Origin of the sequence: Bradyrhizobium sp. CSA207, from assembly GCF_029051685.1 — a bacterium.
In the GTDB taxonomy this organism is placed as follows: Bacteria; Pseudomonadota; Alphaproteobacteria; order Rhizobiales; family Xanthobacteraceae; genus Bradyrhizobium.
Window position 1 is genome coordinate 48,149 of record NZ_JAACFT010000026.1, and the last position, 22,538, is coordinate 70,686.

General features: G+C 65.4%; 20 protein-coding genes. 8 read left to right on the forward strand and 12 right to left on the reverse strand.

Annotation, left to right across the window (positions count from 1 at the left end):
- Positions 1–2: 2 nt before the first annotated feature.
- The gene (locus tag GWG65_RS27115) at positions 3–968 is read right to left on the reverse strand and encodes a tyrosine recombinase XerC (RefSeq protein ID WP_275198624.1); all 966 of its coding nucleotides are present in this window, start codon (positions 966–968) and stop codon (positions 3–5) included.
- Positions 969–1,091: 123 nt separating this feature from the next.
- On the opposite strand from GWG65_RS27115, the gene GWG65_RS27120 reads away from it, so the two are divergent.
- Positions 1,092–3,302: a primosomal protein N' gene (locus GWG65_RS27120; RefSeq protein WP_275198625.1), complete on the forward strand. Its 2,211-nt coding sequence runs from the start codon at positions 1,092–1,094 to the stop codon at positions 3,300–3,302.
- 224 nt (positions 3,303–3,526) lie between these two features.
- Here GWG65_RS27120 and GWG65_RS27125 read toward each other — a convergent pair whose 3' ends face one another.
- Positions 3,527–4,018, reverse strand: coding sequence for a septal ring lytic transglycosylase RlpA family protein (locus GWG65_RS27125; protein WP_275198626.1), 492 nt, complete (start codon positions 4,016–4,018; stop codon positions 3,527–3,529).
- A gap of 654 nt (positions 4,019–4,672) precedes the next feature.
- Between GWG65_RS27125 and GWG65_RS27130 the strand changes: the two genes are divergently transcribed.
- The 6 genes from GWG65_RS27130 to GWG65_RS27155 all read left to right on the forward strand — a co-directional run bounded on the left by GWG65_RS27130 (position 4,673) and on the right by GWG65_RS27155 (position 11,580).
- A complete protein-coding gene (locus GWG65_RS27130; protein WP_148739254.1) occupies positions 4,673–5,233 on the forward strand; it encodes a F0F1 ATP synthase subunit delta in 561 nt (186 codons plus the stop codon).
- Positions 5,233–6,762, forward strand: coding sequence for a F0F1 ATP synthase subunit alpha (gene atpA, locus GWG65_RS27135; RefSeq protein WP_275198627.1), 1,530 nt, complete (start codon positions 5,233–5,235; stop codon positions 6,760–6,762). Before GWG65_RS27130 ends, atpA begins: the two co-directional genes overlap by 1 nt.
- Positions 6,763–6,883: 121 nt before the next feature.
- Positions 6,884–7,759 carry a F0F1 ATP synthase subunit gamma gene (locus GWG65_RS27140; RefSeq protein ID WP_275198628.1) on the forward strand — a complete coding sequence of 292 codons (876 nt, stop codon included), beginning with the start codon at positions 6,884–6,886 and terminating at the stop codon, positions 7,757–7,759.
- A 54-nt stretch (positions 7,760–7,813) separates the two neighbouring features.
- Positions 7,814–9,256, forward strand: a complete 1,443-nt coding sequence (atpD, locus tag GWG65_RS27145) for a F0F1 ATP synthase subunit beta (RefSeq protein WP_275198629.1) — start codon at positions 7,814–7,816, stop codon at positions 9,254–9,256.
- Positions 9,257–9,396: 140 nt separating this feature from the next.
- Entirely contained in the window at positions 9,397–9,804 is a 408-nt protein-coding gene (locus GWG65_RS27150) for a F0F1 ATP synthase subunit epsilon (RefSeq protein ID WP_275198630.1), read from the forward strand.
- A gap of 150 nt (positions 9,805–9,954) precedes the next feature.
- Complete coding sequence (locus GWG65_RS27155) at positions 9,955–11,580, forward strand: adenylate/guanylate cyclase domain-containing protein (RefSeq protein WP_275198631.1); 1,626 nt, start codon at positions 9,955–9,957, stop codon at positions 11,578–11,580.
- A gap of 155 nt (positions 11,581–11,735) precedes the next feature.
- Here the strand turns inward: GWG65_RS27155 and GWG65_RS27160 are convergent, their stop codons facing one another.
- From GWG65_RS27160 to proB, 10 genes are all read right to left on the reverse strand, one after another.
- Entirely contained in the window at positions 11,736–12,236 is a 501-nt protein-coding gene (locus GWG65_RS27160) for an RNA pyrophosphohydrolase (RefSeq protein WP_275198632.1), read from the reverse strand.
- An 80-nt stretch (positions 12,237–12,316) separates the two neighbouring features.
- A complete protein-coding gene (locus GWG65_RS27165; RefSeq protein ID WP_275198633.1) occupies positions 12,317–12,820 on the reverse strand; it encodes an RNA pyrophosphohydrolase in 504 nt (167 codons plus the stop codon).
- Between the two features lie 73 nt (positions 12,821–12,893).
- Positions 12,894–14,114 (reverse strand): divergent polysaccharide deacetylase family protein, encoded by a 1,221-nt coding sequence (locus GWG65_RS27170; RefSeq protein ID WP_275198634.1) that lies wholly within the window; start codon positions 14,112–14,114, stop codon positions 12,894–12,896.
- A gap of 155 nt (positions 14,115–14,269) precedes the next feature.
- Complete coding sequence (locus tag GWG65_RS27175; protein ID WP_275198635.1) at positions 14,270–15,628, reverse strand: S41 family peptidase; 1,359 nt, start codon at positions 15,626–15,628, stop codon at positions 14,270–14,272.
- Entirely contained in the window at positions 15,625–16,947 is a 1,323-nt protein-coding gene (locus tag GWG65_RS27180) for a peptidoglycan DD-metalloendopeptidase family protein (protein WP_275198636.1), read from the reverse strand. The genes GWG65_RS27175 and GWG65_RS27180 overlap by 4 nt, the downstream gene beginning before the upstream one ends.
- Positions 16,948–16,978: 31 nt before the next feature.
- Positions 16,979–17,461 carry a 23S rRNA (pseudouridine(1915)-N(3))-methyltransferase RlmH gene (rlmH, locus tag GWG65_RS27185; protein WP_275198637.1) on the reverse strand — a complete coding sequence of 161 codons (483 nt, stop codon included), beginning with the start codon at positions 17,459–17,461 and terminating at the stop codon, positions 16,979–16,981.
- Positions 17,462–17,584: 123 nt separating this feature from the next.
- The gene (gene rsfS / locus GWG65_RS27190; protein WP_275198638.1) at positions 17,585–17,941 is read right to left on the reverse strand and encodes a ribosome silencing factor; all 357 of its coding nucleotides are present in this window, start codon (positions 17,939–17,941) and stop codon (positions 17,585–17,587) included.
- Positions 17,942–18,138: 197 nt separating this feature from the next.
- A complete protein-coding gene (locus GWG65_RS27195) occupies positions 18,139–18,783 on the reverse strand; it encodes a nicotinate-nucleotide adenylyltransferase (protein WP_275198639.1) in 645 nt (214 codons plus the stop codon).
- Between the two features lie 19 nt (positions 18,784–18,802).
- On the reverse strand, positions 18,803–20,098 hold the full coding sequence (locus GWG65_RS27200; RefSeq protein ID WP_275198640.1) for a glutamate-5-semialdehyde dehydrogenase: 1,296 nt from the start codon (positions 20,096–20,098) through the stop codon (positions 18,803–18,805).
- A 146-nt stretch (positions 20,099–20,244) separates the two neighbouring features.
- Complete coding sequence (gene proB / locus GWG65_RS27205; protein WP_275198641.1) at positions 20,245–21,366, reverse strand: glutamate 5-kinase; 1,122 nt, start codon at positions 21,364–21,366, stop codon at positions 20,245–20,247.
- 192 nt (positions 21,367–21,558) lie between these two features.
- On the opposite strand from proB, the gene GWG65_RS27210 reads away from it, so the two are divergent.
- The gene (locus tag GWG65_RS27210) at positions 21,559–22,524 is read left to right on the forward strand and encodes a Bug family tripartite tricarboxylate transporter substrate binding protein (RefSeq protein ID WP_275198642.1); all 966 of its coding nucleotides are present in this window, start codon (positions 21,559–21,561) and stop codon (positions 22,522–22,524) included.
- Positions 22,525–22,538: the final 14 nt, after the last annotated feature.

Sequence of the window (22,538 nt, forward strand, 5' to 3'; positions counted from 1 at the left end):
TGTCACCGCCGCGGATGCGCGCTGGCATAGACTTCCAGCAGCCGCTCGGAATCGATGCCGGTATAGATCTGCGTGGTCGAGAGCGAGGAATGGCCGAGCAATTCCTGGATCGCGCGCAGATCGCCGCCGCGCGACAACAGGTGCGTGGCGAAGGAATGCCGCAGCGCGTGCGGGGTGGCGCTGTCGGGCAGGCCGAGCGCGCCGCGAAGCCGCTCCATCGCGAGCTGGATGATGCGCGGGCTGAGCGGACCGCCGCGCGCGCCGAGGAAAATCGGGCCCTCGGGAGGCAGCGGATGCGGGCACATCGCGGCATACTCTTGAACGAGCGCGAGCACGTTTCGCAGCACCGGCACCATGCGGGTCTTGTTGCCCTTGCCGGTGACCACGAGCACGTCGCCTTCGCCCGGCCGCGGCACTTCGCGGCGCTTCAGTCCCAGCGCTTCGGAGATGCGCAGGCCCGAGCCGTACAGCAGCGCCATCACCGCGGCGTCGCGGGCGAGAATCCAGCTCTCGCGCTCTTCGCCGGCGCGCTCGTCGGCGTCCGCAAGGCGTTTTGCCGACGCCATCGGCAGCGGCTTCGGCAGGCTTTTTGCGACTTTCGGCGCGCGGATCGCCGACAGCGCGCCGACCTTGCCGTTGCCTTCGCGCTCGAGGAAGCGGCCGAACGAGCGCAGGCCGGCGAGTGCGCGCATCAGCGAGCGGCCGGCAATATCGTCGGCGCGGCGCATCGCCATGAAGGCGCGGATGTCGGTGGCCTCAAGCGCGGCAAACCGCTTAAGCGTCACGCGCTCGCCCCAATGGGTACAGAGGAAATCGAGGCATTGCCGCAAGTCGCGGGCATAGGCCTCCAGCGTCTTCGGCGACAGCCGCCGCTCAGTGCCGAGATGCGACAGCCAGCGCGCCATCTCCTGCGCGATGTCAGGATCGGCGCTGGCGAGCTCGATTTGTGGGGCGGCCGCTTTGCTCATGCGCTCTGGACGTAGTGATTCCACTCAGTATATCGCATCACACTCGTTTACTGTTCGCTAAGGCGGCCTCGCGGCGCTAGCCTTGAAGGCCCCCGGTTCCGATTCTTCGTCCAAAGACCATTCATGGATCAATCACCGCGCAGCAGCACCGCCTCCGCCAATGCGACCCGCATGGTCGACGTGCTGGTGCCGGTTGCGCTCGACCATGCCTATTCTTACCGCGTGCCGCGCGGCATGGAGCTCAAGGCAGGCGATCTCGTCAGTGTGCCGCTCGGCCCGCGCGAGGTGCTCGCCGTGGTCTGGGCGGACAATACCAATCCCGATCCGCGCCTGCACAATCGCCTGAAGGACGTCAGCGAGAAGCTCGATCTTCCACCCCTGAAGGGCGAGCTGCGCTCGGTGGTCGACTGGGTCGCCAATTACACGCTGAGCCCGCGCGGCATGGTGCTGCGCATGTGCCTGCGAATGGGCGACAGCCTCGGCCCCGAGAGGGTGCGCGCCGGCGTGCGCCTGGTCGGCGACCCGCCGCGGCGGCTGACACCGGCGCGGCAGCGCGTGATGGAGGCGTTGTCGGACCGGCTGCTGCACGGCAAGTCGGAGGTGGCGAAAGAGGCCGGCGTTTCGGCCGGCGTGATCGACGGCCTGGTCGACGAAGGCACGCTCGCGGTCGAGCCGCTGCCGCCGCCTCCACCGCCGCCGGCGCCCGATCCCGGCTTTGGCCGGCCGGATTTCACGCCACTCCAGCTTTCTGCGGTCGACACCATGCGTGCGCTCGCGGCCAACGGCACCTTTCACGTTGCCCTGCTCGACGGCGTCACCGGCTCGGGCAAGACCGAGGTCTATTTCGAGGCCATCGCCGAGGCCATCCGCCGCGGCAAGCAATCGCTCATCCTGATGCCGGAGATCGCGCTCACCGGCCAGTTCCTCGACCGCTTCGCACAGCGCTTCGGCGTGCGGCCGCTGGAGTGGCATTCGGAGCTGACCCCGCGCACCCGCGCACGCAACTGGGCTGCGATCTGCGACGGCAGCGCGCCGGTCGTGGTCGGTGCGCGCTCGGCGCTGTTTTTGCCCTACGCCAATCTGGGGCTCATCGTGGTCGATGAAGAGCACGACCAGGCCTACAAGCAGGACGACGGCGTGCATTATCACGCCCGCGACATGGCGGTGGTGCGGGCGCATATCGCAAAGATTCCGATCGTGCTGGCGTCCGCGACGCCGTCGGTCGAGTCCGAGGTCAACGCCCGCAAGAACCGCTATCAGCGCATCGCGCTGCCCTCGCGCTTCGGCGGCCAGCACATGCCGCATATCGAGGCGATCGACCTGCGCCGCGAGCCGCCTGCGCGCGGCCGCTTCATCTCGCCGCGCCTGGCGTCCGAGATCAGGACCGCGATCGAGCGGCGCGAGCAGGCGCTATTGTTCCTCAATCGCCGCGGCTATGCGCCGCTGACGCTGTGCCGCGCCTGCGGCCATCGCTTCGCCTGCACCATCTGCGACGCCTGGCTGGTCGATCATCGCTTCCGCCAGCGGCTGGTCTGTCATCATTGCGGGTTCTCGATGCCGCGCCCGCAGGCCTGCCCGCATTGCGCGGCGGAGGAATCGCTGGTCGCGGTCGGGCCCGGTGTCGAGCGCTTGCAGGAGGAGGCGGCCGCGCTGTTTCCGGAGGCGCGCACCATGGTGCTGTCGAGCGATCTCATCACCTCGATCGAGGCGATGCGCTCCGAGCTGAACGACATTGCCGAAGGCCGCGTCGACATCATCATCGGCACGCAGCTCGTTGCCAAGGGTCACAATTTCCCGCGGCTCAATCTGGTCGGCGTGGTCGATGCGGATCTGGGCCTCTCCAACGGCGATCCGCGTGCGGCGGAGCGCACCTGGCAATTGCTCAACCAGGTGATCGGCCGCGCCGGGCGCGAGCAGGGCCGCGGCGTCGGCTATCTCCAGACCCATCAGCCGGATCATCCCGTGATGAAGGCGCTGATCGCCTGCGACCGCGAGGCGTTCTACGACAGCGAGATCGATTTGCGCGAGCGCACGCTCTATCCGCCGTTCGGTCGGCTTGCGAGCCTGATCATCTCCGCAGGCGACCGCCCGAGCGCGGAAGGCTTTGGCCGCCGGCTGGTTGCGCTGGCGCCGCGCGACGAGCGCGTGCAGGTGCTGGGGCCCGCGGAAGCGCCGCTCGCGGTGATCAAGGGCCGTTACCGCTTCCGCATCCTGGTGAAATCGGCGCGCGGCTTCGACCTGTCAGATTATTTGCGCAACTGGCTCGCCGCCAGCCCGAAGCCGAAGGGCAACCAGAAGCTCGAGGTCGACGTCGATCCGCAGAGCTTTTTGTAGGCGCCGCTGTCACGACGAGCCTGTAGCCCGGATGGAGCGAAGCGCAATCCGGGACAAGTCGATCCACATACGAAGACTCCCGGATTTCGCTGCGCTCCATCCGGGCTACGCGTCGCCCCGGAATGACGGCGCGCAACAAAAAGCCCGCCGTCCCCCAAGACGGCGGGTTTGTTTCACGCGCGCGGCAAGCTGCTCATGCTGTGCTGCGCGGCGCGTTGAGGGTCTTAAGAGACGACCTCTGCGGTGACGCGGCCGACGCCGGCGCCGGTGAGGCCGATGGCGCGGGCAGCGCCCGTAGAGAGGTCGAGGACGCGGCCGCGAATGAACGGACCCCGGTCGTTGATGGTGACGACGACGCTCGAGCCGCCATGGGTAACGCGCAGCTTGGTGCCGAACGGCAGCGAACGGTGCGCCGCGGTCATGGCGTTCTGGTTGAAGCGCTGGCCCGAGGCGGTCTTGCTGCCGGATTCGTTGCCGTAGAAGGAGGCCATGCCGGAGAAGCTGCGCCCCGTGCCGGTCGACGGTGTCATTGCCGCATTGGCGTTGCGCCAATCCGAATTGGTCTCGGCCTGGGCGTGGTGGCGGTGATGGTGCCGGTGGTGTCTCGACTTGGCTGAAGCCTCGGTGGCAGTTCCACCGATGAGAAGAGTTGCGGCGACGAAAGCGAGCGCCGTACGAGGCCGGGTTACATACCCCAGCATCTTAAATGACAGCATCTAGTGGTCCCTACGCTAGTATTGCCACATATGTGGCTAATGGAGCCCCGATCACTTTGTGAGCGAGATGGCGTTTCGTTTCGCAATGCGGCATGAATTGGGCAGTAGTTCCAGTATGTGTGCGGCTGAAACATCTTGTTACTCGGGCCGGTATTCGAGGGATGTTCTGTAATATTTTGCTTTAACGATCTTTTAACTTACTCAATACTTACGAATACTGCAGTTTGCAGTCATCACTTTGGAAATTTAGAATTGGGTAAGTATTCGCCGGGTGAAACCAGCGGCGCGGAGTTCACGCCTCAGCGAGCCGTGTTCATGGCCGCTATGCGCTGAGAGCAGGAACAAATCGGCGAGGAGGCGCACCAGCCGCCGGTGTCAATTCCATGGCATGCGCAGATCGGCATGGCAGATCGCCGCCGAGCGATCGCGCCGTGCGACGAACTGGCGACAGAACCGCAGAGCCTTTAAACTTGGCGTCATGTTGCACGTGCGCGCCTGCTATGTTAGCAAAGCCGCGATTTTAACGAGCCCGGCACTCCCCTGTGCCGGTCGGAAATCGAAGTCCCGCTTGAATTCCAAGGGCTTGGATCGCTAGGCGCCGCTTCGTGGCGACGGTTTTTCCCTTGCGAATTTGACAGCTAAAAGAGCACGTCTGTGGCTGCAGAAGATACGTCCGTTTCCGGTGTGTCGGGCCGTTATGCAACGGCCTTGTTTGAATTGGCCCGCGACCAGAAAGTGGTCGACGAGGTCAAGGCCGATCTCGAGCGGTTCGAGGGGCTGCTGAACGAAAGCGCCGATCTGAAGCGCCTCGTCCGCAGCCCCGTGTTCGCGGCCGAGGCCCAGTCCAGGGCGCTCAGCGCAGTGCTGGACAAGGCCGGGATCGCCGGCATTTCCGCCAATTTCCTCAAAGTCCTGACCGCCAACCGCCGGCTGTTCGCGGTGGCCGACGTCATCCGCGCCTACCGCGCCCTGGTCGCCAAGTTCAAGGGCGAGGCGACTGCGGACGTCACCGTGGCGGAGGCGCTCTCTGACAAGAATCTCGACGCTCTCAAGGTTGCCCTGAAATCGGTGACCGGCAAGGACGTCGCGCTGAACGTGAAAGTCGATCCCTCCATCATCGGTGGCCTCGTGGTCAAGCTTGGCAGCCGCATGATCGATAGTTCGCTTCGCACCAAACTCAATTCGATCAAGCACGCGATGAAAGAGGCAGGCTGATGGACATCCGCGCCGCGGAAATTTCCGCGATCCTCAAGGACCAGATCAAGAATTTCGGCCAGGAAGCTGAAGTCTCCGAGGTCGGACAGGTGCTGTCCGTCGGCGACGGTATCGCTCGCGTTTACGGTCTGGACAACGTCCAGGCCGGCGAAATGGTCGAGTTCGAGAACGGCACCCGCGGCATGGCGCTGAACCTCGAAACCGACAATGTCGGTATCGTTATTTTCGGCGCCGATCGTGAGATCAAGGAAGGCCAGACCGTCAAGCGCACCCGCGCCATCGTGGACGCGCCGGTCGGCAAGGGCCTGCTCGGCCGCGTCGTCGACGCGCTCGGTAACCCGATCGACGGCAAGGGTCCGATCCAGGCCGACAAGCGCATGCGCGTCGACGTCAAGGCGCCCGGCATCATTCCGCGCAAGTCGGTGAGCGAGCCGATGGCGACCGGCCTCAAGGCGATCGACGCCCTGATTCCGATCGGCCGCGGCCAGCGCGAACTCATCATCGGCGACCGCCAGACCGGCAAGACCGCGATCGCGCTCGACACCATCCTCAACCAGAAGCCGCTCAACGCGCAGCCGGACGAGAACATCAAGCTGTATTGCGTCTATGTCGCGATCGGCCAGAAGCGTTCGACTGTCGCCCAGTTCGTCAAGGTGCTGGAAGAGCAGGGCGCGCTGGAATATTCGATCATCGTCGCTGCGACCGCGTCCGATCCAGCGCCGATGCAGTACATCGCGCCGTTCACCGGCTGCACCATGGGCGAGTACTTCCGCGACAACGGTATGCACGCCGTCATCATCTATGACGATCTGTCCAAGCAGGCCGTCGCCTACCGCCAGATGTCGCTGCTGCTACGCCGCCCGCCGGGCCGCGAAGCCTATCCGGGCGACGTGTTCTATCTGCACTCCCGCCTGCTCGAGCGCGCGGCGAAGCTCAACAAGGATCAGGGCTCCGGCTCGCTGACGGCGCTGCCGGTCATCGAAACCCAGGCCAACGACGTGTCGGCCTACATTCCGACCAACGTCATCTCGATCACCGACGGCCAGATCTTCCTGGAAACTGACCTGTTCTTCCAGGGCATTCGTCCCGCGGTGAACGTAGGTCTGTCGGTGTCGCGCGTCGGCTCTTCGGCGCAGACCAAGGCCACCAAGAAGGTCGCCGGCAAGATCAAGGGCGAGCTGGCGCAATACCGCGAAATGGCGGCGTTCGCGCAGTTCGGCTCCGACCTCGACGCCTCGACCCAGCGCCTGCTCAACCGCGGCTCGCGCCTGACCGAGCTCCTGAAGCAGCCGCAGTTCGCGCCGCTGAAGATGGAAGAGCAGGTCTGCGTGATCTGGGCCGGCACCAACGGCTATCTCGATCCGCTCCCGGTCAACAAGGTGAGCGCGTTCGAAGACGGTCTGTTGTCGCTGCTGCGCGGCAAGAACGCCGAGATCCTCAACGCGATCCGCGACAGCCGCGATCTGTCCGACGACACCGCCGCCAAGCTGAAGTCGGTGGTCGAAGGCTACGCCAAGGGCTTTGCTTAAGGCCGTCCCCGCCTGGACTGCGTGGGAGACGAAGACGTGGATGCCCGGGACAAGCCCGGGCATGACGACAGAAATAGGCTAGCGGCTTGACCGCAAGGGATCGAGCCGTCGGGGACGAAGAATGGCGTCACTTAAAGACATGCGGGTCCGCATCGCCTCCACCAAGGCGACGCAGAAGATCACCAAGGCCATGCAGATGGTCGCAGCGTCCAGATTGCGCCGCGCCCAGCAAGCGGCCGAGGCGGCGCGGCCCTATGCCGACAAGATGAGCGCAGTGATCTCCAATATCGCCGGCGCCGCTGCGGGCTCGCCCGGTGCGCCGGCGCTGCTCGCCGGCACCGGCAAGGACCAGGTTCACCTGCTGCTCGTCTGCACTGGCGAGCGCGGCCTGTCCGGCGCCTTCAACTCCTCGATCGTGCGCCTGGCGCGCGAGCGCGCGCAGACGCTGATTGCGCAGGGCAAGGAAGTGAAATTCTTCTGCGTCGGCCGCAAGGGCTATGAGCAGCTCCGCCGCCTGTACGACAAGCAGATCGTCGAGCATCTCGACCTGCGCGGCGTTCGCCAGCTCGGCTTCGTCAACGCCGAGGACATTGCCAAGAAGCTGCTGGCCCGTTTCGACGCCGGCGAGTTCGACGTTTGCACGCTGTTCTATGCGCAGTTCAAGTCGGTGATTGCGCAAATCCCGACCGCGCAGCAGATCATTCCGCTGATCGTGGAAGGAAAGGCGGCGAACGCACCGTCGACCTCCTACGAATATGAGCCGGAGGAGGACGAACTCCTGTCCGGCCTGTTGCCGCGCAATATCGCGGTGCAGATCTTCCGCGCGCTGCTGGAGAACAACGCCTCGTTCTACGGCGCGCAGATGAGCTCGATGGACAACGCCACCCGCAACGCGGGGGAGATGATTCGCAAGCAAACCCAGATCTACAACCGAACCCGTCAGGCCCAGATCACCAAGGAGCTGATCGAGATCATCTCCGGCGCCGAGGCGATCTGACGCACGAACCAAACGACGGTCGTTCAAGTACAGAATTCCGAAGGAGAGCAATTCATGGCCACAGCAGCTAACCAGGTCGGTCGCGTCACCCAGGTCATGGGCGCAGTCGTCGACGTGCAGTTCGAGGGCCACCTGCCGGCCATTCTCAATTCGTTGGAAACCAAGAACGGCAACATCCGCCTGGTGCTGGAAGTCGCCCAGCATCTCGGCGAATCCACCGTGCGCACGATCGCGATGGACGTGACCGAAGGTCTGGTGCGCGGCCAGGAAGTGACCGACACCGGCCAGCCGATCGCGGTTCCGGTGGGCGCGGGCACGCTCGGCCGCATCATGAACGTGATCGGCGAGCCGATCGACGAAGCCGGCCCGATCCAGTCCGAAGGCAAGCGCGCCATCCACCAGGAAGCGCCGACCTACACCGACCAGTCGACCGAAGCTGAAATTCTCGTCACCGGCATCAAGGTCGTCGATCTTCTTGCTCCTTACGCGAAGGGCGGCAAGATCGGCCTGTTCGGCGGCGCCGGCGTCGGCAAGACCGTGCTGATCCAGGAGCTGATCAACAACGTCGCCAAGGCGCACGGCGGTTACTCCGTGTTCGCCGGCGTCGGCGAGCGTACCCGCGAGGGCAATGACCTCTATCACGAGTTCATCGAATCCAAGGTCAACGCCGATCCGAAGAATCCCGATCCGAGCGTCAAATCGAAGTGCGCGCTGGTGTTCGGCCAGATGAACGAGCCCCCGGGCGCCCGCGCCCGCGTCGGCCTCACCGGCCTGACCGTCGCCGAGCATTTCCGCGATCAGGGCCAGGACGTGCTGTTCTTCGTCGATAACATCTTCCGCTTCACGCAAGCCGGTTCGGAAGTGTCGGCGCTGCTCGGTCGTATTCCGAGCGCCGTGGGTTATCAGCCGACGCTTGCCACCGACATGGGTGCGCTGCAGGAGCGCATCACCACCACCCACAAGGGCTCGATCACCTCGGTGCAGGCCATTTATGTGCCCGCCGACGACTTGACCGACCCGGCGCCCGCCACCTCGTTCGCCCACTTGGACGCCACCACGGTGTTGAACCGCGCGATCTCCGAAAAGGGCATCTACCCGGCAGTGGACCCGCTCGACTCGACCTCGCGCATGCTCTCGCCGCTCGTCGTCGGTCAGGAGCACTACGACACCGCGCGTCAGGTCCAGCAGGTGCTGCAGCGCTACAAGTCGCTGCAGGACATCATCGCCATTCTCGGCATGGACGAACTTTCGGAAGAGGACAAGCTGACGGTGGCCCGCGCCCGCAAGATCGAGCGCTTCCTGTCGCAGCCGTTCCACGTCGCCGAGGTGTTCACCGGCTCGCCCGGCAAGTTCGTCGACCTCGCGGACACCATCAAGGGCTTCCGCGGCCTCTGCGAAGGCAAGTATGATCACCTGCCGGAAGCCGCCTTCTACATGGTCGGCACCATCGAAGAGGCAGTCGAGAAGGGCAAGAAGCTGGCCGCTGAAGCGGCTTAATTCTGGGTGTCATTGCCGGGCTAAACGCGCGAAGTGCGTCTTCGAGCCAAGTCCCGGCAATCCATCAAGAGAGAACTCTCGTTGAGTGATGGACCCGCGGGTCAGGCCCGCGGGTGACAAGCCAAGCAAGCGGAAACACCATGGCCACCTTCCACTTCGATCTCGTCTCTCCGGAAAAGCTCGCATTCTCGGGTGAGGTCGACCAGGTCGACGTCCCCGGCGTCGAGGGTGACTTCGGCGTGCTGGCGGGACATGCGCCGGTCGTGGCTGCGATCCGGCCGGGCATCCTCACCGTCACCACCGGCGGCAAGCACGAGAAGATCATCGTGCTCGGCGGCCTTGCCGAAATCTCCGAGAAGGGCCTCACCGTGCTCGCCGACGTCGCGACGTCGCTGGTCGAGCTCGATCGGGCGCGGTTCGCCGAGACCATCGCGGAGATGGAAGAGAACCTCAAGGAGCACGAAGGCGGCGAACTCGATCGCGCCATCGAACGGCTCGACCACTTCAAGAGCATCCAGCAGCAGCTCAACTCCACGGCTATGCACTAAGCCCCGGGGCACCGCTCCGGGGCTCGAACACAAGATTTCTGGCTACATTCAGCGCTCGTCACGGCCGTGGCGGGCGCTGAAACTTTGTTGCGCCGCGCCGCCGATAACGGCATTCTGATCCGCGGAAATTTGTTCCGGGGCCGGTAGCAGATGAAACGCAAGATTGCGGCGATCTTCGCAGCCGATATTGCCGGGTATTCGAGACTTGTCGCGGAAGACGAGGAGGAGACGCTCCGACGTCTGGCCTCCTACCGCGAGGTCGTCGACGACTTCATTGCGAAAGCGGGCGGACGAATCTTCAATACCGCCGGCGATGCCGTGCTTGCGGAATTTCCCAGCGCAGTTGATGCGGTGCGCTGTGCGATCGACATCCAGGAGTCGCTGCGGACCCGCAACATGGCCTATCCGCCGAGCCGGCAGATGTCGTTTCGTATCGGCATCACCATCGGTGACGTGGTCGAGCGCGACGGCGATCTGCTGGGCGATGGCGTCAACATCGCGGCGCGGCTGGAAGGTCTCGCCGAGGTCGGCGGCATCTGCGTCTCCCGTGCCGTGCACGAGCAGGTCGCCAACAAGCTGTCGGTGCAGTTCGCCGATATCGGCGCGCAAGAGGTCAAGAATATCCCGACGCCCGTGCATGCCTATATGGTGGCGATGCGGCGCGAGGACGGCAGCTACAACACGCCGCAGGTGAAGAAGGTCGCGGGCAAGGCCGCGCCCGCGCCGAACTGGATGTGGCCGCTGGTCGTCGGCGTCGTCTCCATCGTCGCCATTGGCGTTGGCGGCTTCCTCTATTTCACCAAGCTCGAAACCGCCAAGGCACCGGCAAGCGCCGCAGCAGCGCCCGCTGCGGCGTCAAGCCCGGCCGCGAGTGCGGCGGCAGCACCCGGCCCGACGTCAACCATGGCCGCGGCGAACACGGCACCGGTCCCTTCGCCGCCCGCGGCCTCAGGCGGCAAATTCCCGGCCGATATGGTGCCGTTCATCGGAGAGCGCGTGCGCGCCTATCTTTCCAATGAGTATTCCGCCGCCGCCGATTACAAGGCTTTTGCCCTGAACATCGCCGGCTTCACCGGCTCCGCGCTCAATCAGCCCAACGAGGATGCCGCGCGCAATGCCGCGGTCGACCAGTGCCAGAAGCGCGCCGACGCCTCGCAATCGCCGCGGCGCTGCGAGCTCTATGCGCTCGGCAACGCCGTGGTCTACGTCCACGGCAAGCCGCCGATGCCGCCGCAGCCCTGGGTCCGGCATGACACCGTGACCGAGCGTCCCTTCGCCTCGAAGGACTTTCCGATGGTGCGCGATCCCGCCAAGCTTCGCCTCGAGAACATGTATGCTCCGGCTGCGAAATCGCGCTCGGTCGCGCTCGGCCCGGGCGGACAATATTTCATGGTGATGGGCGCACCGTCCGCCGACGACTCGACGCGGCGCTCGCTCGAATCCTGCGGGGCGATTGCCGGCGTCGCCTGCCTGATCGTGGCGGTCGATGATAATTTCGTCGTGCCGATCCCGACCTTGCTCAAGATCACCGGCTTCTTTCATGCAGCGAGCAACGCCTCGATCGCGGCGGATGCGCGCGACGAGGTCGTGCGCAATCTCGCCGACGCCACCGGCTGGAATGCGGTCGCGGTCGGCACCGCAGGCCGCCCCGGTCTCGGCCTGAGGGCCGCCGACGAGCAGACCGCCGTCAATTCGGCGCTGGCCGATTGCGCCAAACGCGACAGCGATTGCCATGTCATCGCGATCGGCCCGTTCACGGTGGGCCCGGTCAATTAGAGCGGAAGAGGGCTCTGCAAGTGCGCTATCGACCGGCCTTGCGGCGATTGCGCCGTGCCGCCGCTTTGTTCTCGACCTATCAGTGCCTTCGCAGCGACCACAGGGCAACGCGCCGGCGGTGGCCGGCTACTGTGCATGGGGTTGTTTTCGCTGTTTTAGTTTGCGAACGCCGTAAACTGCTCCGCCACAGCCCGATAAACCTCGCGGCGGAACGGCACGACGAGATCGACGACCCGATCGAGTTTCTCCCAGCGCCACGCATCGAATTCCGCGGGCTGGCCGTTGCGCGGCGTCAGCGGATCGATCTCGCCGTCCTGGCCGGTGAAGCGCAGCGCGAACCATTTTTGGCGCTGGCCGCGAAACTTCGCCAGCCGGTGTGACTGCGGTCCGTCGTAAGGCGGGAATTCGTAAGTCAGCCAGTCGGTCTCGCCGAGATAGCTTGCGCTCCTGACGCTGGTCTCCTCCCAGAGCTCGCGCAGCGCCGCATCGCGCAGATCCTCGCCTTCGTCGACGCCGCCTTGCGGCATCTGCCAATCGAGGCCCGGCAGGATGATCTCAGGTCCATCGCCCTTGAAGCGGTGCCCGACCAACACGCGGCCATCGGCGTTGAACAGCGCGATCCCGACATTGGGACGGTAGGGCTTTTGATCGGTCACGGACTTCCTTCTTCGTCATTCCCAGGGGCGCAATTGCGCACCATAGGTCCTGCTTCGCATGCCCCGGATTGACGATGCAATCACTGCTCCGCGAGCGCGGCAAATTCCTTCACCACGCGCTCATAGACCGGGCGCTTGAAGGGGATGATCAGGCCGGTCAGGTTCTTCATCGGCTCCCAGCGCCAGCTCACGAACTCGGCCTTGTGGCCGCCGCCCGGCTTCTCGACATTGATCTCGCTGTCCTTGCCGGTGAAGCGCACCGCGAACCACTTCTGGCGCTGGCCGCGGTAGCGGCCCTTCCAGGTGCGGCCGGCGACCGTGCGGGGAATATCGTAAGTGAGCCAGTCCGGAACTTCGCCGAGCCGCTCGACCGAGCGCACACTGGTTTCCTCGTAGAGCTCGCGCTTGGCGGCTTCCCACGTATCCTCGCCGGGGTCGACGCCGCCCTGCGGCATCTGCCAGACATGGGCATCGTCAACATGCTCGATGCCGCCGGCGCGGCGGCCGATGAACACCAGTCCGTCCTCGTTGAGCAACATCACGCCGACGCAGGTTCGGTAGGGCAGATCCTCGTAACGCGCCATTCCGCCGAACCTTTCGCATGCTGACCGCAGACACGTCGGCCCCGCAGGACCCGTACCATACCAATCCGTTGATTTAGCTGGATTTTGATTTCAGCATCGCGGTTGTCAATGGCACCAACAGGATGCCCCGGTCGCTCAATGTCTTGGTCCAGGTGCCGATCCGCTCGATCGAGACCGGCAGGGCGGAGGCGGTTCCGATCGCCGCGCCGCGCTCGCGAGCCGCTGCTTCGAGCTTGTTCAGGGCGCGGTCGATCTCGGCCGAGGTCGGCACGACGTCGATCGCGATGTCGCCCTTGCCGAACGGCATCGCCTGGCTCGCCGCGGCCTGAGGCGCGATGCTGCGGGGCGACGAGCCGTCGTCGAAGAAGCCGAGCCCGCGCTTGGCCGCCTCGCGGATGATCGGCTGCATCGCCGCATCGGTCGCCACGAAGCGGGCGCCCATGAAATTGGTGATGCCGGCATAGCCCTGCATCCGGCTCAGATGCCAGTACAGGCGGTCCATGTTCTGGTCGGCGCTCAGCGACGTCAGCAGCGTTTGCGGCCCCGGATCGTTGTCCGGGAAGTCGTAGGGCTCCATCGGGATCTGGAGGAAGATCTCGTGGCGCTGGGCGCGGGCCCGCTCGGCGAGCTTGCCGGGATCGGAGCCGTAGGGCGTGAAGGCCAGCGTCACCGCAGGCGGCAGCTTCATGATTGCGTCGGTGGTCTTGGCGGCGCCGACGCCGAGGCCGCCGATCACGATCGCGACCACCGGCATCTTGGCGGCCTTGGCGCGGTCGGCCTCAGCGGCATAGACGTTGAACGGCTTCAGCCCGTCGACGACCACGGGAATCATGCCGTAGCGCGATTTCTCGAGCAGCTTCTGATCGACCCCGGCCATGACGGGCGGCGCCGCAGAGGCCACCTCGCCCTTGTCGGCGGCGTCGCCGCCGATCACCACGTCGTGGCGCGCACCGCTGGAGCCGTCGATGATGGTGACGGTCTTGTGCTCGCCGGAGGCGGCCGGCTTCGGCGTCTCCTTGGTCTCCTGCTTGCTTTCCTGGCCATGGTCGGCAGCGGCCGGCCTCTCCCCCGTGGCCTTGTCCGTGGTTTTGGGCTCGCCGATCGCCAGCCGGGTCATCGGCTCGCCGCCGAGCGGATCCTTGTTGAAGATGGCGAAGCCGGCAAAGGTGGCCAGGAACAGGCCGAGCAAGACAGCCAGCAACTGCATGGCCGTGAACGGCAGCCGCAGCCGGCGTTTCCGGCGCGGCTTGTCCTGTCCGAGCGGGGCGCTCAGATCATCGGCCGTTTCAGTCATGCGCGATCCCGAATCACTCGGACCGACGATACCACGCCGAGGTCAAGAGGCGGCAGGCCGGGATAGGCCGGGGGCGGCAGGAGTTGGCAGGAGTTGCAAGCAAAAAGGGCGGCTCCAGGAGCCGCCCTTTTCGAGAGATCGCGCGATGCGACGACTTAGTTTGCCGCTTTGGGCTTGTCGGTCGTGCCCTTGTTGTCGCTGCCCGGCGTCGGCGCCGCGGAGGCGCTGTTCTTGATGCCGTGAAGCAGGTCGTCGGCCAGCTTGAGGGCCTTGTCGTCCTTGGCATCCGGCGGGATGTAGGACTGCGAGCCGGTTTTCTCGTCGCCGTCGTTCTTGAGATGGCCGCGCAGTGACGCCTCGCCCTTGGTGTCGGTGCGCGACTTCAGCTCGTCCGGCACGTCCTGGAGCACTTCGATGTCGGGCACGATGCCCTTGGCCTGGATCGACTTGCCCGACGGCGTGTAGTAGCGCGCCGTGGTCAGCCGCAGCGCGCCGTTGCCCGAGCCGAGCGGGATGATGGTCTGCACCGAGCCCTTGCCGAACGAACGCGTGCCGACGATGGTCGCGCGCTTGTGGTCCTGGAGCGCGCCCGCGACGATTTCCGACGCCGAGGCCGAGCCGCCGTTGACCAGCACGATCACCGGCTTGCCCTTGGTGAGGTCGCCCGCATGGGCGGTGCGGCGCTGGGTCTCCTCGGCATTGCGGCCGCGGGTCGACACGATCTCGCCCTTTTCCAGGAAGGAGTCGGAGACGGTGACCGCTTCCTCGAGCAGGCCGCCCGGATTGTTGCGCAGGTCGATGATGTAGCCCTTGAGCTTGTCGCCGATCTGGTTCGACAGGCTGGCGACCTCACGCTTCAGGCCTTCGGTGGTCTGCTCGTTGAAGGTGGTGATGCGGATATAGCCGATGTCGTCGGCTTCGATGCGCGCGCGCACCGAGCGGACGCGGATGTTGTCGCGCACCAGCGTGACGTCGATCGGATTGTCCTGGCCCTTGCGGATGATCTTGAGCTTGATCTTGGTGTTGACCGGACCGCGCATCTTCTCGACCGCCTGGTTCAGGGTCAGGCCCTGCACGGCTTCTTCGTCGAGATTGGTGATGATGTCGTTGGCCATGATGCCGGCGCGCGAGGCCGGCGTGTCGTCGATCGGCGACACCACTTTGATCAGGCCGTCTTCCATTGTGACTTCGATGCCGAGGCCGCCGAACTCGCCGCGAGTCTGCACCTGCATGTCACGGAAGCTCTTGGCGTCCATGTAGCTCGAATGCGGGTCGAGACCGGTGAGCATGCCGCTGATGGCGGATTCGATCAGCTTGGTGTCATCGGGCTTCTCGACATAATCGGAGCGCACGCGCTCGAACACGTCGCCGAACAGATTGAGCTGGCGATAGGTGTCCGCGGTGGCGGCCCGTGCGCTCGAGCCCATGAACACCGCGCGCGGCTGGGTCACGAACAGCGTCAGCGCCGCACCGGTGGCCGCGCTGAGCAGAATAACTGAAGTCTTGCGCATCATCCGCGAACCTTCTCGCCTTCATTTGCGGCCCACCATGGGCCTGGATCGATTGGAGTGCCGTCTTTGCGGAACTCGACATAGAGCACAGGTTGACTCGCGTTCGTGGCGAGAATGGAGGCGACTTGTGAAATCGACCCCATGGTCGCGACCGGCTCCCCCGTGAGCACAAACTGACCGATGTTTACCGAAATGCGCTCCATCCCGGCGATCAGGACATGATACCCGCCCCCGGCATTGAGGATCAAGAGTTGTCCATAGCTGCGGAATGGGCCGGCATAGACCACCCAGCCATCACACGGCGTCGTGACCTGGGCGCCGGGCCGGCTTGCCAGGGAAATGCCCTTTTGGACCCCGCCGACCCCATCGGAACCGCCGAAATCCCTGATCTTGTTACCGTTAACCGGGAGCGGCAGGAGGCCCTTGGCCGAAGCGAAGGCGATTGCCGGTGTGGTCCGGGAGCGGTCCTTGAAAGCGCCCGGGCCGGGCTTGGCGCTGGCGTTGGCTGCCGCCTTTGCCTCGGCCTGCTTGGCGGCCTCGGCCGCCTTCTCAGCAGCCTTGGCGGCGCTTTGCAGATCCTGCTCCATCTTGGCGATCAACCCCTGGAGATCGCCGACCTGCCGGGATAGCGCAATCGCGCGCGAATTCTCGGCGTCGAGGTCCTTTTCGCGCGACGCCTGCTGGCGCTGCCGCTCGTCGACGAGGGCGGTGAGCCGGGTCTGGTCATTGCGGACCTTGTCGCGATTGGCGGCGAGCTGATCGCGCTCGGTGGCGATGCTCTTGCGCAAGGCCACGAGCTCACCGAGCTCGCCTGCGATCTTCTCGGCGCGGGTGCGCAATTCCGGCACCACGGCGCCAAGCAACATGGCGGTGCGCAGCGATTGCAGCGCATCTTCCGGCCGCACCAGCAGTGCAGGCGGCGTGCGCCGGCCGGCGCGCTGCAGGGCCGCCAGCACCTCGACGATATCGGCGCGGCGCGAATCGAGCGAAGTGCGCATGGCCTGCTCGCGGCCGTTCAGCGTGCGCAGCCGCGCCTCGGCTTCGTCGATCTTGGTCTCGACGGCGCGCACATTCGCGGCGGTATCGATCAACTGCTGATTAAGCTGAGTGCGGTCCTGACCGAGCGAGGTGATCTCGGCCTTGAGCTTGGCCTGGGCTTCCTCCGCGCTCTTTTGCCTTGCGCGCGCGGCTTCCAGCTCCTGCTCGCGCTGCTTGATCGCGTCGGGCGAGATCGCTGCGGTCTGCGGTGCCGTCTGAGCTTGCGCGAGGCTTGCGCCGGCGAGCATTGCGATCAGCAACAGGTTGAGAATCGGCGCGCGCATCGTTTCGGCAAAGGTGCTCGTGTGGCGCGCATCACGCGCGATGATAGGGATGGCCGGCCAGGATGGTTGCGGCCCGATAAAGCTGTTCCAGAAGCATGACGCGGACCATTTGATGCGGCCAGGTCGCAGAGCCGAACGCGATCGCGAGCTTGGCCTTACGGCGCAATTCGGGCGAAAGTCCGTCCGCCCCTCCGATCACGAAGATAGTATGTCCGGCGCCCTCGTCGCGCCAGCGGCCGAGATTCCGTGCGAATACGGTGGAATCCAGACTTTGTCCGCGCTCGTCCAGCGCCACCAGGACCGACTTGTCGGGAACATGCGCGCCGATCGCCGCGGCTTCCTCGGCCATCCGCGTCGCAGCGTCGCGCGCCCGGCTCTCGGGAATTTCATGGACAGTGAGCTCGCGGAATCCGAGCTTGCGGCCGAGTTCGTCGAACCGCTCGAAATAGCGGTCGGCGAGCTCCCGCTCGGGGCCCTGCTTCAGCCGGCCCACCGCAATGACGGCAACACGCATGACGTCTTTAGGACCACGTCTTCAGGGCCGCGTCTTCAGGGCCGCGTTTTCCAGACCGCGCGCATCATGCGCGCGCACGACGCTAGCATGCGCGCCAGCCGATTCGAAATCGGCTCTCTAAGTCTAGATCGCCTTCGCCGCCCCTGGGCCCTGCGTATACAATCTCTCAAGATTGTAGAACTCACGGACCTCGGGTCTGAACACGTGCACGATCACATCGCCGGAATCGATCAGCACCCAGTCGCAATTGGGCAAGCCCTCGACATGGATGATCTTGATGCCGGTTTCCTTGAGGCTCTTCGTGACGTTCTCCGCGATCGCGCCAACGTGCCGGTTGGCCCGGCCCGTGGTGACGATCATGTAGTCGGAATACGCCGATTTGCCGCGAAGGTCGATGGTGACCGTCTCTTCCGCCTTCATATCGTCGAGGCGGGAGAGGATCAGGTTCAGCGTCTTGTCGGCGTCGGGTTGCGCCTTCAAGGCCGCAGCTTTGGTCGATGTTTTACGCGCCGGTTTAGCTACCTTGGGTAAAACAGACTTGGACAATACAGACGTGGTCAGGGACCATTCCTTTCACTGTATCGCGAGGGCCGAATCCGGCGCTCACTGGTTACACTACATCATGTGGGGTTAAGGGTTTCAATATGCCAGAGAGCCCCAGCCCGCATAAGTCCGTCTCACTTCGTACCTTTCCAGCTCCCGTCCGGGTTCCGCAGGCCGGTCGACGACAGGTTCAGCTTCAATCCCGTCAGGAAGACCCAGGCCGGCGCTGGCCGGTCCGCAAGCAGCGCCGCCTCCCTCTCGGGCAGGCGATAGCGCGCAAGCGCCTGGGCGGCGGGCGAGGCAAGGGCGCGAAAACTCTGTGGCGGGCGATCGATGATTGCAATCGGCACCTGGCCGGCGATCCGGCGCCAGTCCTGCCAACGGTGGAATTGAGCGAGATTGTCGGCGCCCATGATCCAGACAAAGCGCAGGCCGGGGAGGCGGCGGCGCAAGGTGTTGATCGTGTCGATAGTGTAGCGCGTACGGATGACGGATTCGAGACAGCTCACCTCGATCCTGGGATCGTTGGCGACGTCGCGCGCCGCCTGCATGCGCGCGCCGAGCTCATGCAGCGAGCCGTTTTCCTTGAGCGGATTGCCCGGCGTCACCAGCCACCACACGCGGTCGAGCTGAAGGCGCTTCAGCGCGAACTGGCTGATGGCGCGATGAGCCTGATGTGGCGGATTGAACGAGCCGCCGAGCAAGCCGATGCGCATGCCCTGGGTGTAGGGCGGTATGGCCTGCGCCACGAAGCGCGGCGCGACGAAATCGTTGCTCAATGCCCCGCGCCTTGCGACGTTACGGCCGCGTCTGCCCTGTGCCGTGGACGCGATATTTGAAGCTAGTCAACTGCTCGGCCCCGACCGGGCCGCGAGCGTGGAATCTGCCGGTGGCAATGCCGATCTCGGCGCCGAAACCGAACTCACCGCCATCGGCGAACTGCGTCGAGGCGTTGTGCAGCACGATAGCGGAATCGACCTCGCTGAGGAACTTCTTCGCGGCCGCCTCATCCTGGCTCACGATGGCATCGGTGTGGTGCGAGCCGTGGTTCTGGATGTGCGCGATCGCGCCGTCGACGCCGTCGACCACCTTTGCCGCGATGATCGCATCGAGATATTCGGTGTCCCAATCGTCCTCGCTCGCGGGTTTTACGCGCGCATCCGTTCCTTGCACCGTTTCGTCGCCGCGCACTTCGCAGCCTGCTTCGATCAGCGTCTCGATCAGCGGTTTCAAGCTCTTTGCGGCGCCGGCGCGATCGACCAGCAGCGTCTCGGCCGCGCCGCAGACGCCGGTGCGGCGCATCTTGGCGTTGAGCACGATCGACTTCGCCATGGCAAGGTCGGCGCTGCCGTCGATATAGACGTGGTTGACGCCTTCAAGATGCGCGAACACAGGCACGCGCGCTTCAGCCTCGACCCGCGCGACGAGGCTTTTTCCCCCGCGCGGCACGATCACGTCGATGGCGCCGTTCAATCCGGACAGCATCATGCCGACCGCTGCGCGGTCGCGCGTCGGCACCAGCGTGATTGCAGCTTCCGGCAGCCCCGCTTCGCGCAGACCCTGCACCAGGCATTGATGGATCGCGCGGCAGGAGCGGAAGCTGTCGGAGCCGCCGCGCAGGATCACAGCATTGCCCGCTTTCAGGCACAGCACGCCGGCATCGGCCGCTACGTTGGGCCGGCTCTCGAAGATCACGCCAACGACGCCGAGCGGCACACGCACGCGCTCGATGGTCATGCCGTTCGGCCGCTGCCAGCTCTCCGTGACGATTCCGATCGGATCGGCAATGTCGTGGACGATGCCGATGCCTTCGGCCATCGCCTCGACGCGCGCGGGCGTCAGCGCCAGGCGGTCGATGAAGGAGGAGGTGGCGCTGCCGGATGCGCGCGCCTCAGTGACGTCCTCGGCATTGGCGGCGAGAATGGTAGATGCATTGTTGCGGATCGCCCGCTCCATGGCCTCGAGCGCCCGGTTCTTCTGCTCCGGCGGCGCCAGCGCCAGGACGCGCGCCGCAGCGCGGGCACGAGCGGCGAGATCGGTCATCAGCGCCTGAAGATCGGCGGTGCCGTCGAGGGCTTTGAGGGGGGCGGCCATAGCGGTTCGAACCTTCTGCTAAGGGCGTGTCCTAGCACGGAAATCCCGCTTTTGCGAAGGGTCGGGAGGGTATGGCTGGTCTCCCCGGCTGCGTGCCGGCTGGGTCATTGACCTAGCGGTCCCTTGAAAAACGGCCCGGCTCGGCCCTACCCGCCCACCACCAGGTCGTCGCGGTGGATCATCTCGGCGCGGCCGCTGATGCCGAGGATCGCCATCACGTCCGGGGAGGAGCGGCCCTTGATCCGTTCGGCATCCTCGGCGTCGTAGGCGATCAGGCCGCGGCCGATCTCGCTGGTGTCGGGGCCGCGCATGATCACGGCATCGCCGCGGGCGAACTGGCCCTCGACCTTGATGACGCCGGCCGGCAGCAGGCTGGCACCCGCGCGCAGCGCCGCGACCGCGCCGGCATCGATCGTCAGCGTGCCCTTCGGCTCCAGCGATCCCGCGATCCAGCGCTTTCGCGAGGTGATGGGGTTCGCGGGCGTCAGGAACCAGGTGCAGCGGCCGCCATCGGCGATCGCCTGCAGGGGATGCTCGATCTTGCCGGACGCAATCAGCATATGCGTGCCGCCGGTGGTGGCGATCTTGGCGGCCTCGACCTTGGTGCGCATGCCGCCGCGCGAGAGTTCGGATTCGGCATCGCCCGCCACAGCCTCGATCTCCGAGGAGATGCTGTCGACCACGGGTATGAGCTTGGCGTCCGGATTGTTCTTCGGCGGGGCGTCGTAGAGCCCATCGATGTCGGACAGCAGCACCAAGAGGTCGGCGCTCGCCATGGTGGCGACGCGCGCGGCGAGGCGGTCGTTGTCGCCGTAGCGGATCTCGTTGGTGGCGACCGTGTCGTTCTCGTTGATCACGGGGATTGCGCGCCATTCCAGCAGCTTGCCGATGGTCGAGCGGGCGTTGAGATAGCGGCGGCGCTCCTCGGTATCCTGGAGCGTCACCAGGATCTGGCCGGCGCCGATGCCGTGCGCCCCGAGCACTTCAGACCAGATCCGCGCCAGCGCGATCTGACCGACGGCGGCGGCGGCCTGGCTCTCCTCAAGCTTCAGCGGGCCGCGCGGCAGCTTGAGCCGGCTGCGGCCGAGCGCGATCGAGCCCGAGGAGACGACGAGGACGTCGCGGCCCTCGCGGTGCAACTTGGCCATATCGTCGGCGAGCGCGGCCAGCCAGGATGCGCGCACCTCGCCCCTGTCGGAATCGACCAGCAGCGCGGAGCCGACCTTGACGACGATGCGGCGGAATTGACTGAGTTCGGGGCTGGCCATGGCGCGTGCGGCGAATGCTCTGCATTGGGAAACGGCGAAGCGACAGGCGGCGCCGGTGAGGCCTGCTTTTGCAGCACGACGATGGCCGGCGCAAGGCGGCCGGCATGGTAAACGGTGCTACCGCCGGCCTTGTCTTGGACGTGGGCCGGGTTCTAATGCCGGCAACCAACAATGGGCCAAAAGAGGAAACGTATGGATCGTCGTGCATTCATGGCCGGATGTCTGGGGCTGCCGCTGCTCGCGCAAGCGGACCACGCGGAAGCCCAGGCCGGGCTCACCAAAATCATCTTCCCGTTCGCGGCGGGCGCGGGCGGCGACACGCTGTGCCGTCTGATCGCGCAGGACATGGCGCCGGTGCTGCAACGGACCATCGTGGTCGAGAACCGCACCGGCGCCGATGGCCTGATCGGCATCAAGGCGGTAAAGGGCGCCAGCCCCGACGGCGGCATGGTGCTGGTGACGACGGGACCCACCATGTATCTGCTGCCAATGGTGGAGACCACGCCGAGCTTCGACACGGCGAAGGATTTCGTGCCGGTGTCGCTGCTGGCACGTTTCGAGTTCGCGCTCGTGATCAATCCGGCGCTCGATGTCACGGATTTCAAGTCATTCGTGGCCTGGCTGAAGGCGCATCCGGACAAGACGTCATTCGGCGTGCCCAGCAACGGCACCATTCCGCATTTCATGGGCTCGAAGCTGGAGAAGGACCTCGGCATTCCTTTGAACCGCGTGCCCTATCGCGGCAGTACGCCCATTCTCAACGATCTCATCGGCGGCCATCTCTCGTTCGGAATCACGACGCTGGCCGATGCTCTCCCGCAGCATCGCGCCAAGGGCGTGAGGATCATCGCGGTCGCGAGCGCAGAGCGTTCGCCCTTCGCGCCGGAGGTGCCGACGCTGAAGGAGAACGGCATCGACCTCGTCGCGGATGCCTGGTACGGCATGTGGCTTCCCGCCGGCAGCCCGCCGGAATTTGCAAGCAAGCTCGGCGCGGCGGCCCGTGCTGCACTCGCCAAGCCCGAGGTGAAGGAGAAGCTGACAGCGATCGGCATGATCCCGGTCGGCAGCACGGCGGAGGGACTTACCCAGGAGCTTGCCGCGAACACCGCCCTCTGGCAGCCGATCGTCAAGGCGACGGGATACAAAATCGAGAATTGAGGCCTCGCACTCCA

What these genes read in the sequence shown, in the direction of transcription:
- GWG65_RS27115 (WP_275198624.1), bottom strand. Translation starts at nt 968, where the DNA reads ATGAGCAAAGCGGCCGCCCCACAAATCGAGCTCGCCAGCGCCGATCCT.
- GWG65_RS27120 (WP_275198625.1), top strand. Translation starts at nt 1,092, where the DNA reads ATGGATCAATCACCGCGCAGCAGCACCGCCTCCGCCAATGCGACCCGC.
- GWG65_RS27125 (WP_275198626.1), bottom strand. Translation starts at nt 4,018, where the DNA reads ATGCTGTCATTTAAGATGCTGGGGTATGTAACCCGGCCTCGTACGGCG.
- atpA (WP_275198627.1), top strand. Translation starts at nt 5,233, where the DNA reads ATGGACATCCGCGCCGCGGAAATTTCCGCGATCCTCAAGGACCAGATC.
- GWG65_RS27140 (WP_275198628.1), top strand. Translation starts at nt 6,884, where the DNA reads ATGGCGTCACTTAAAGACATGCGGGTCCGCATCGCCTCCACCAAGGCG.
- atpD (WP_275198629.1), top strand. Translation starts at nt 7,814, where the DNA reads ATGGCCACAGCAGCTAACCAGGTCGGTCGCGTCACCCAGGTCATGGGC.
- GWG65_RS27150 (WP_275198630.1), top strand. Translation starts at nt 9,397, where the DNA reads ATGGCCACCTTCCACTTCGATCTCGTCTCTCCGGAAAAGCTCGCATTC.
- GWG65_RS27155 (WP_275198631.1), top strand. Translation starts at nt 9,955, where the DNA reads ATGAAACGCAAGATTGCGGCGATCTTCGCAGCCGATATTGCCGGGTAT.
- GWG65_RS27165 (WP_275198633.1), bottom strand. Translation starts at nt 12,820, where the DNA reads ATGGCGCGTTACGAGGATCTGCCCTACCGAACCTGCGTCGGCGTGATG.
- GWG65_RS27170 (WP_275198634.1), bottom strand. Translation starts at nt 14,114, where the DNA reads ATGACTGAAACGGCCGATGATCTGAGCGCCCCGCTCGGACAGGACAAG.
- GWG65_RS27175 (WP_275198635.1), bottom strand. Translation starts at nt 15,628, where the DNA reads ATGATGCGCAAGACTTCAGTTATTCTGCTCAGCGCGGCCACCGGTGCG.
- GWG65_RS27180 (WP_275198636.1), bottom strand. Translation starts at nt 16,947, where the DNA reads ATGCGCGCGCCGATTCTCAACCTGTTGCTGATCGCAATGCTCGCCGGC.
- rlmH (WP_275198637.1), bottom strand. Translation starts at nt 17,461, where the DNA reads ATGCGTGTTGCCGTCATTGCGGTGGGCCGGCTGAAGCAGGGCCCCGAG.
- GWG65_RS27200 (WP_275198640.1), bottom strand. Translation starts at nt 20,098, where the DNA reads ATGGCCGCCCCCCTCAAAGCCCTCGACGGCACCGCCGATCTTCAGGCG.
- proB (WP_275198641.1), bottom strand. Translation starts at nt 21,366, where the DNA reads ATGGCCAGCCCCGAACTCAGTCAATTCCGCCGCATCGTCGTCAAGGTC.
- GWG65_RS27210 (WP_275198642.1), top strand. Translation starts at nt 21,559, where the DNA reads ATGGATCGTCGTGCATTCATGGCCGGATGTCTGGGGCTGCCGCTGCTC.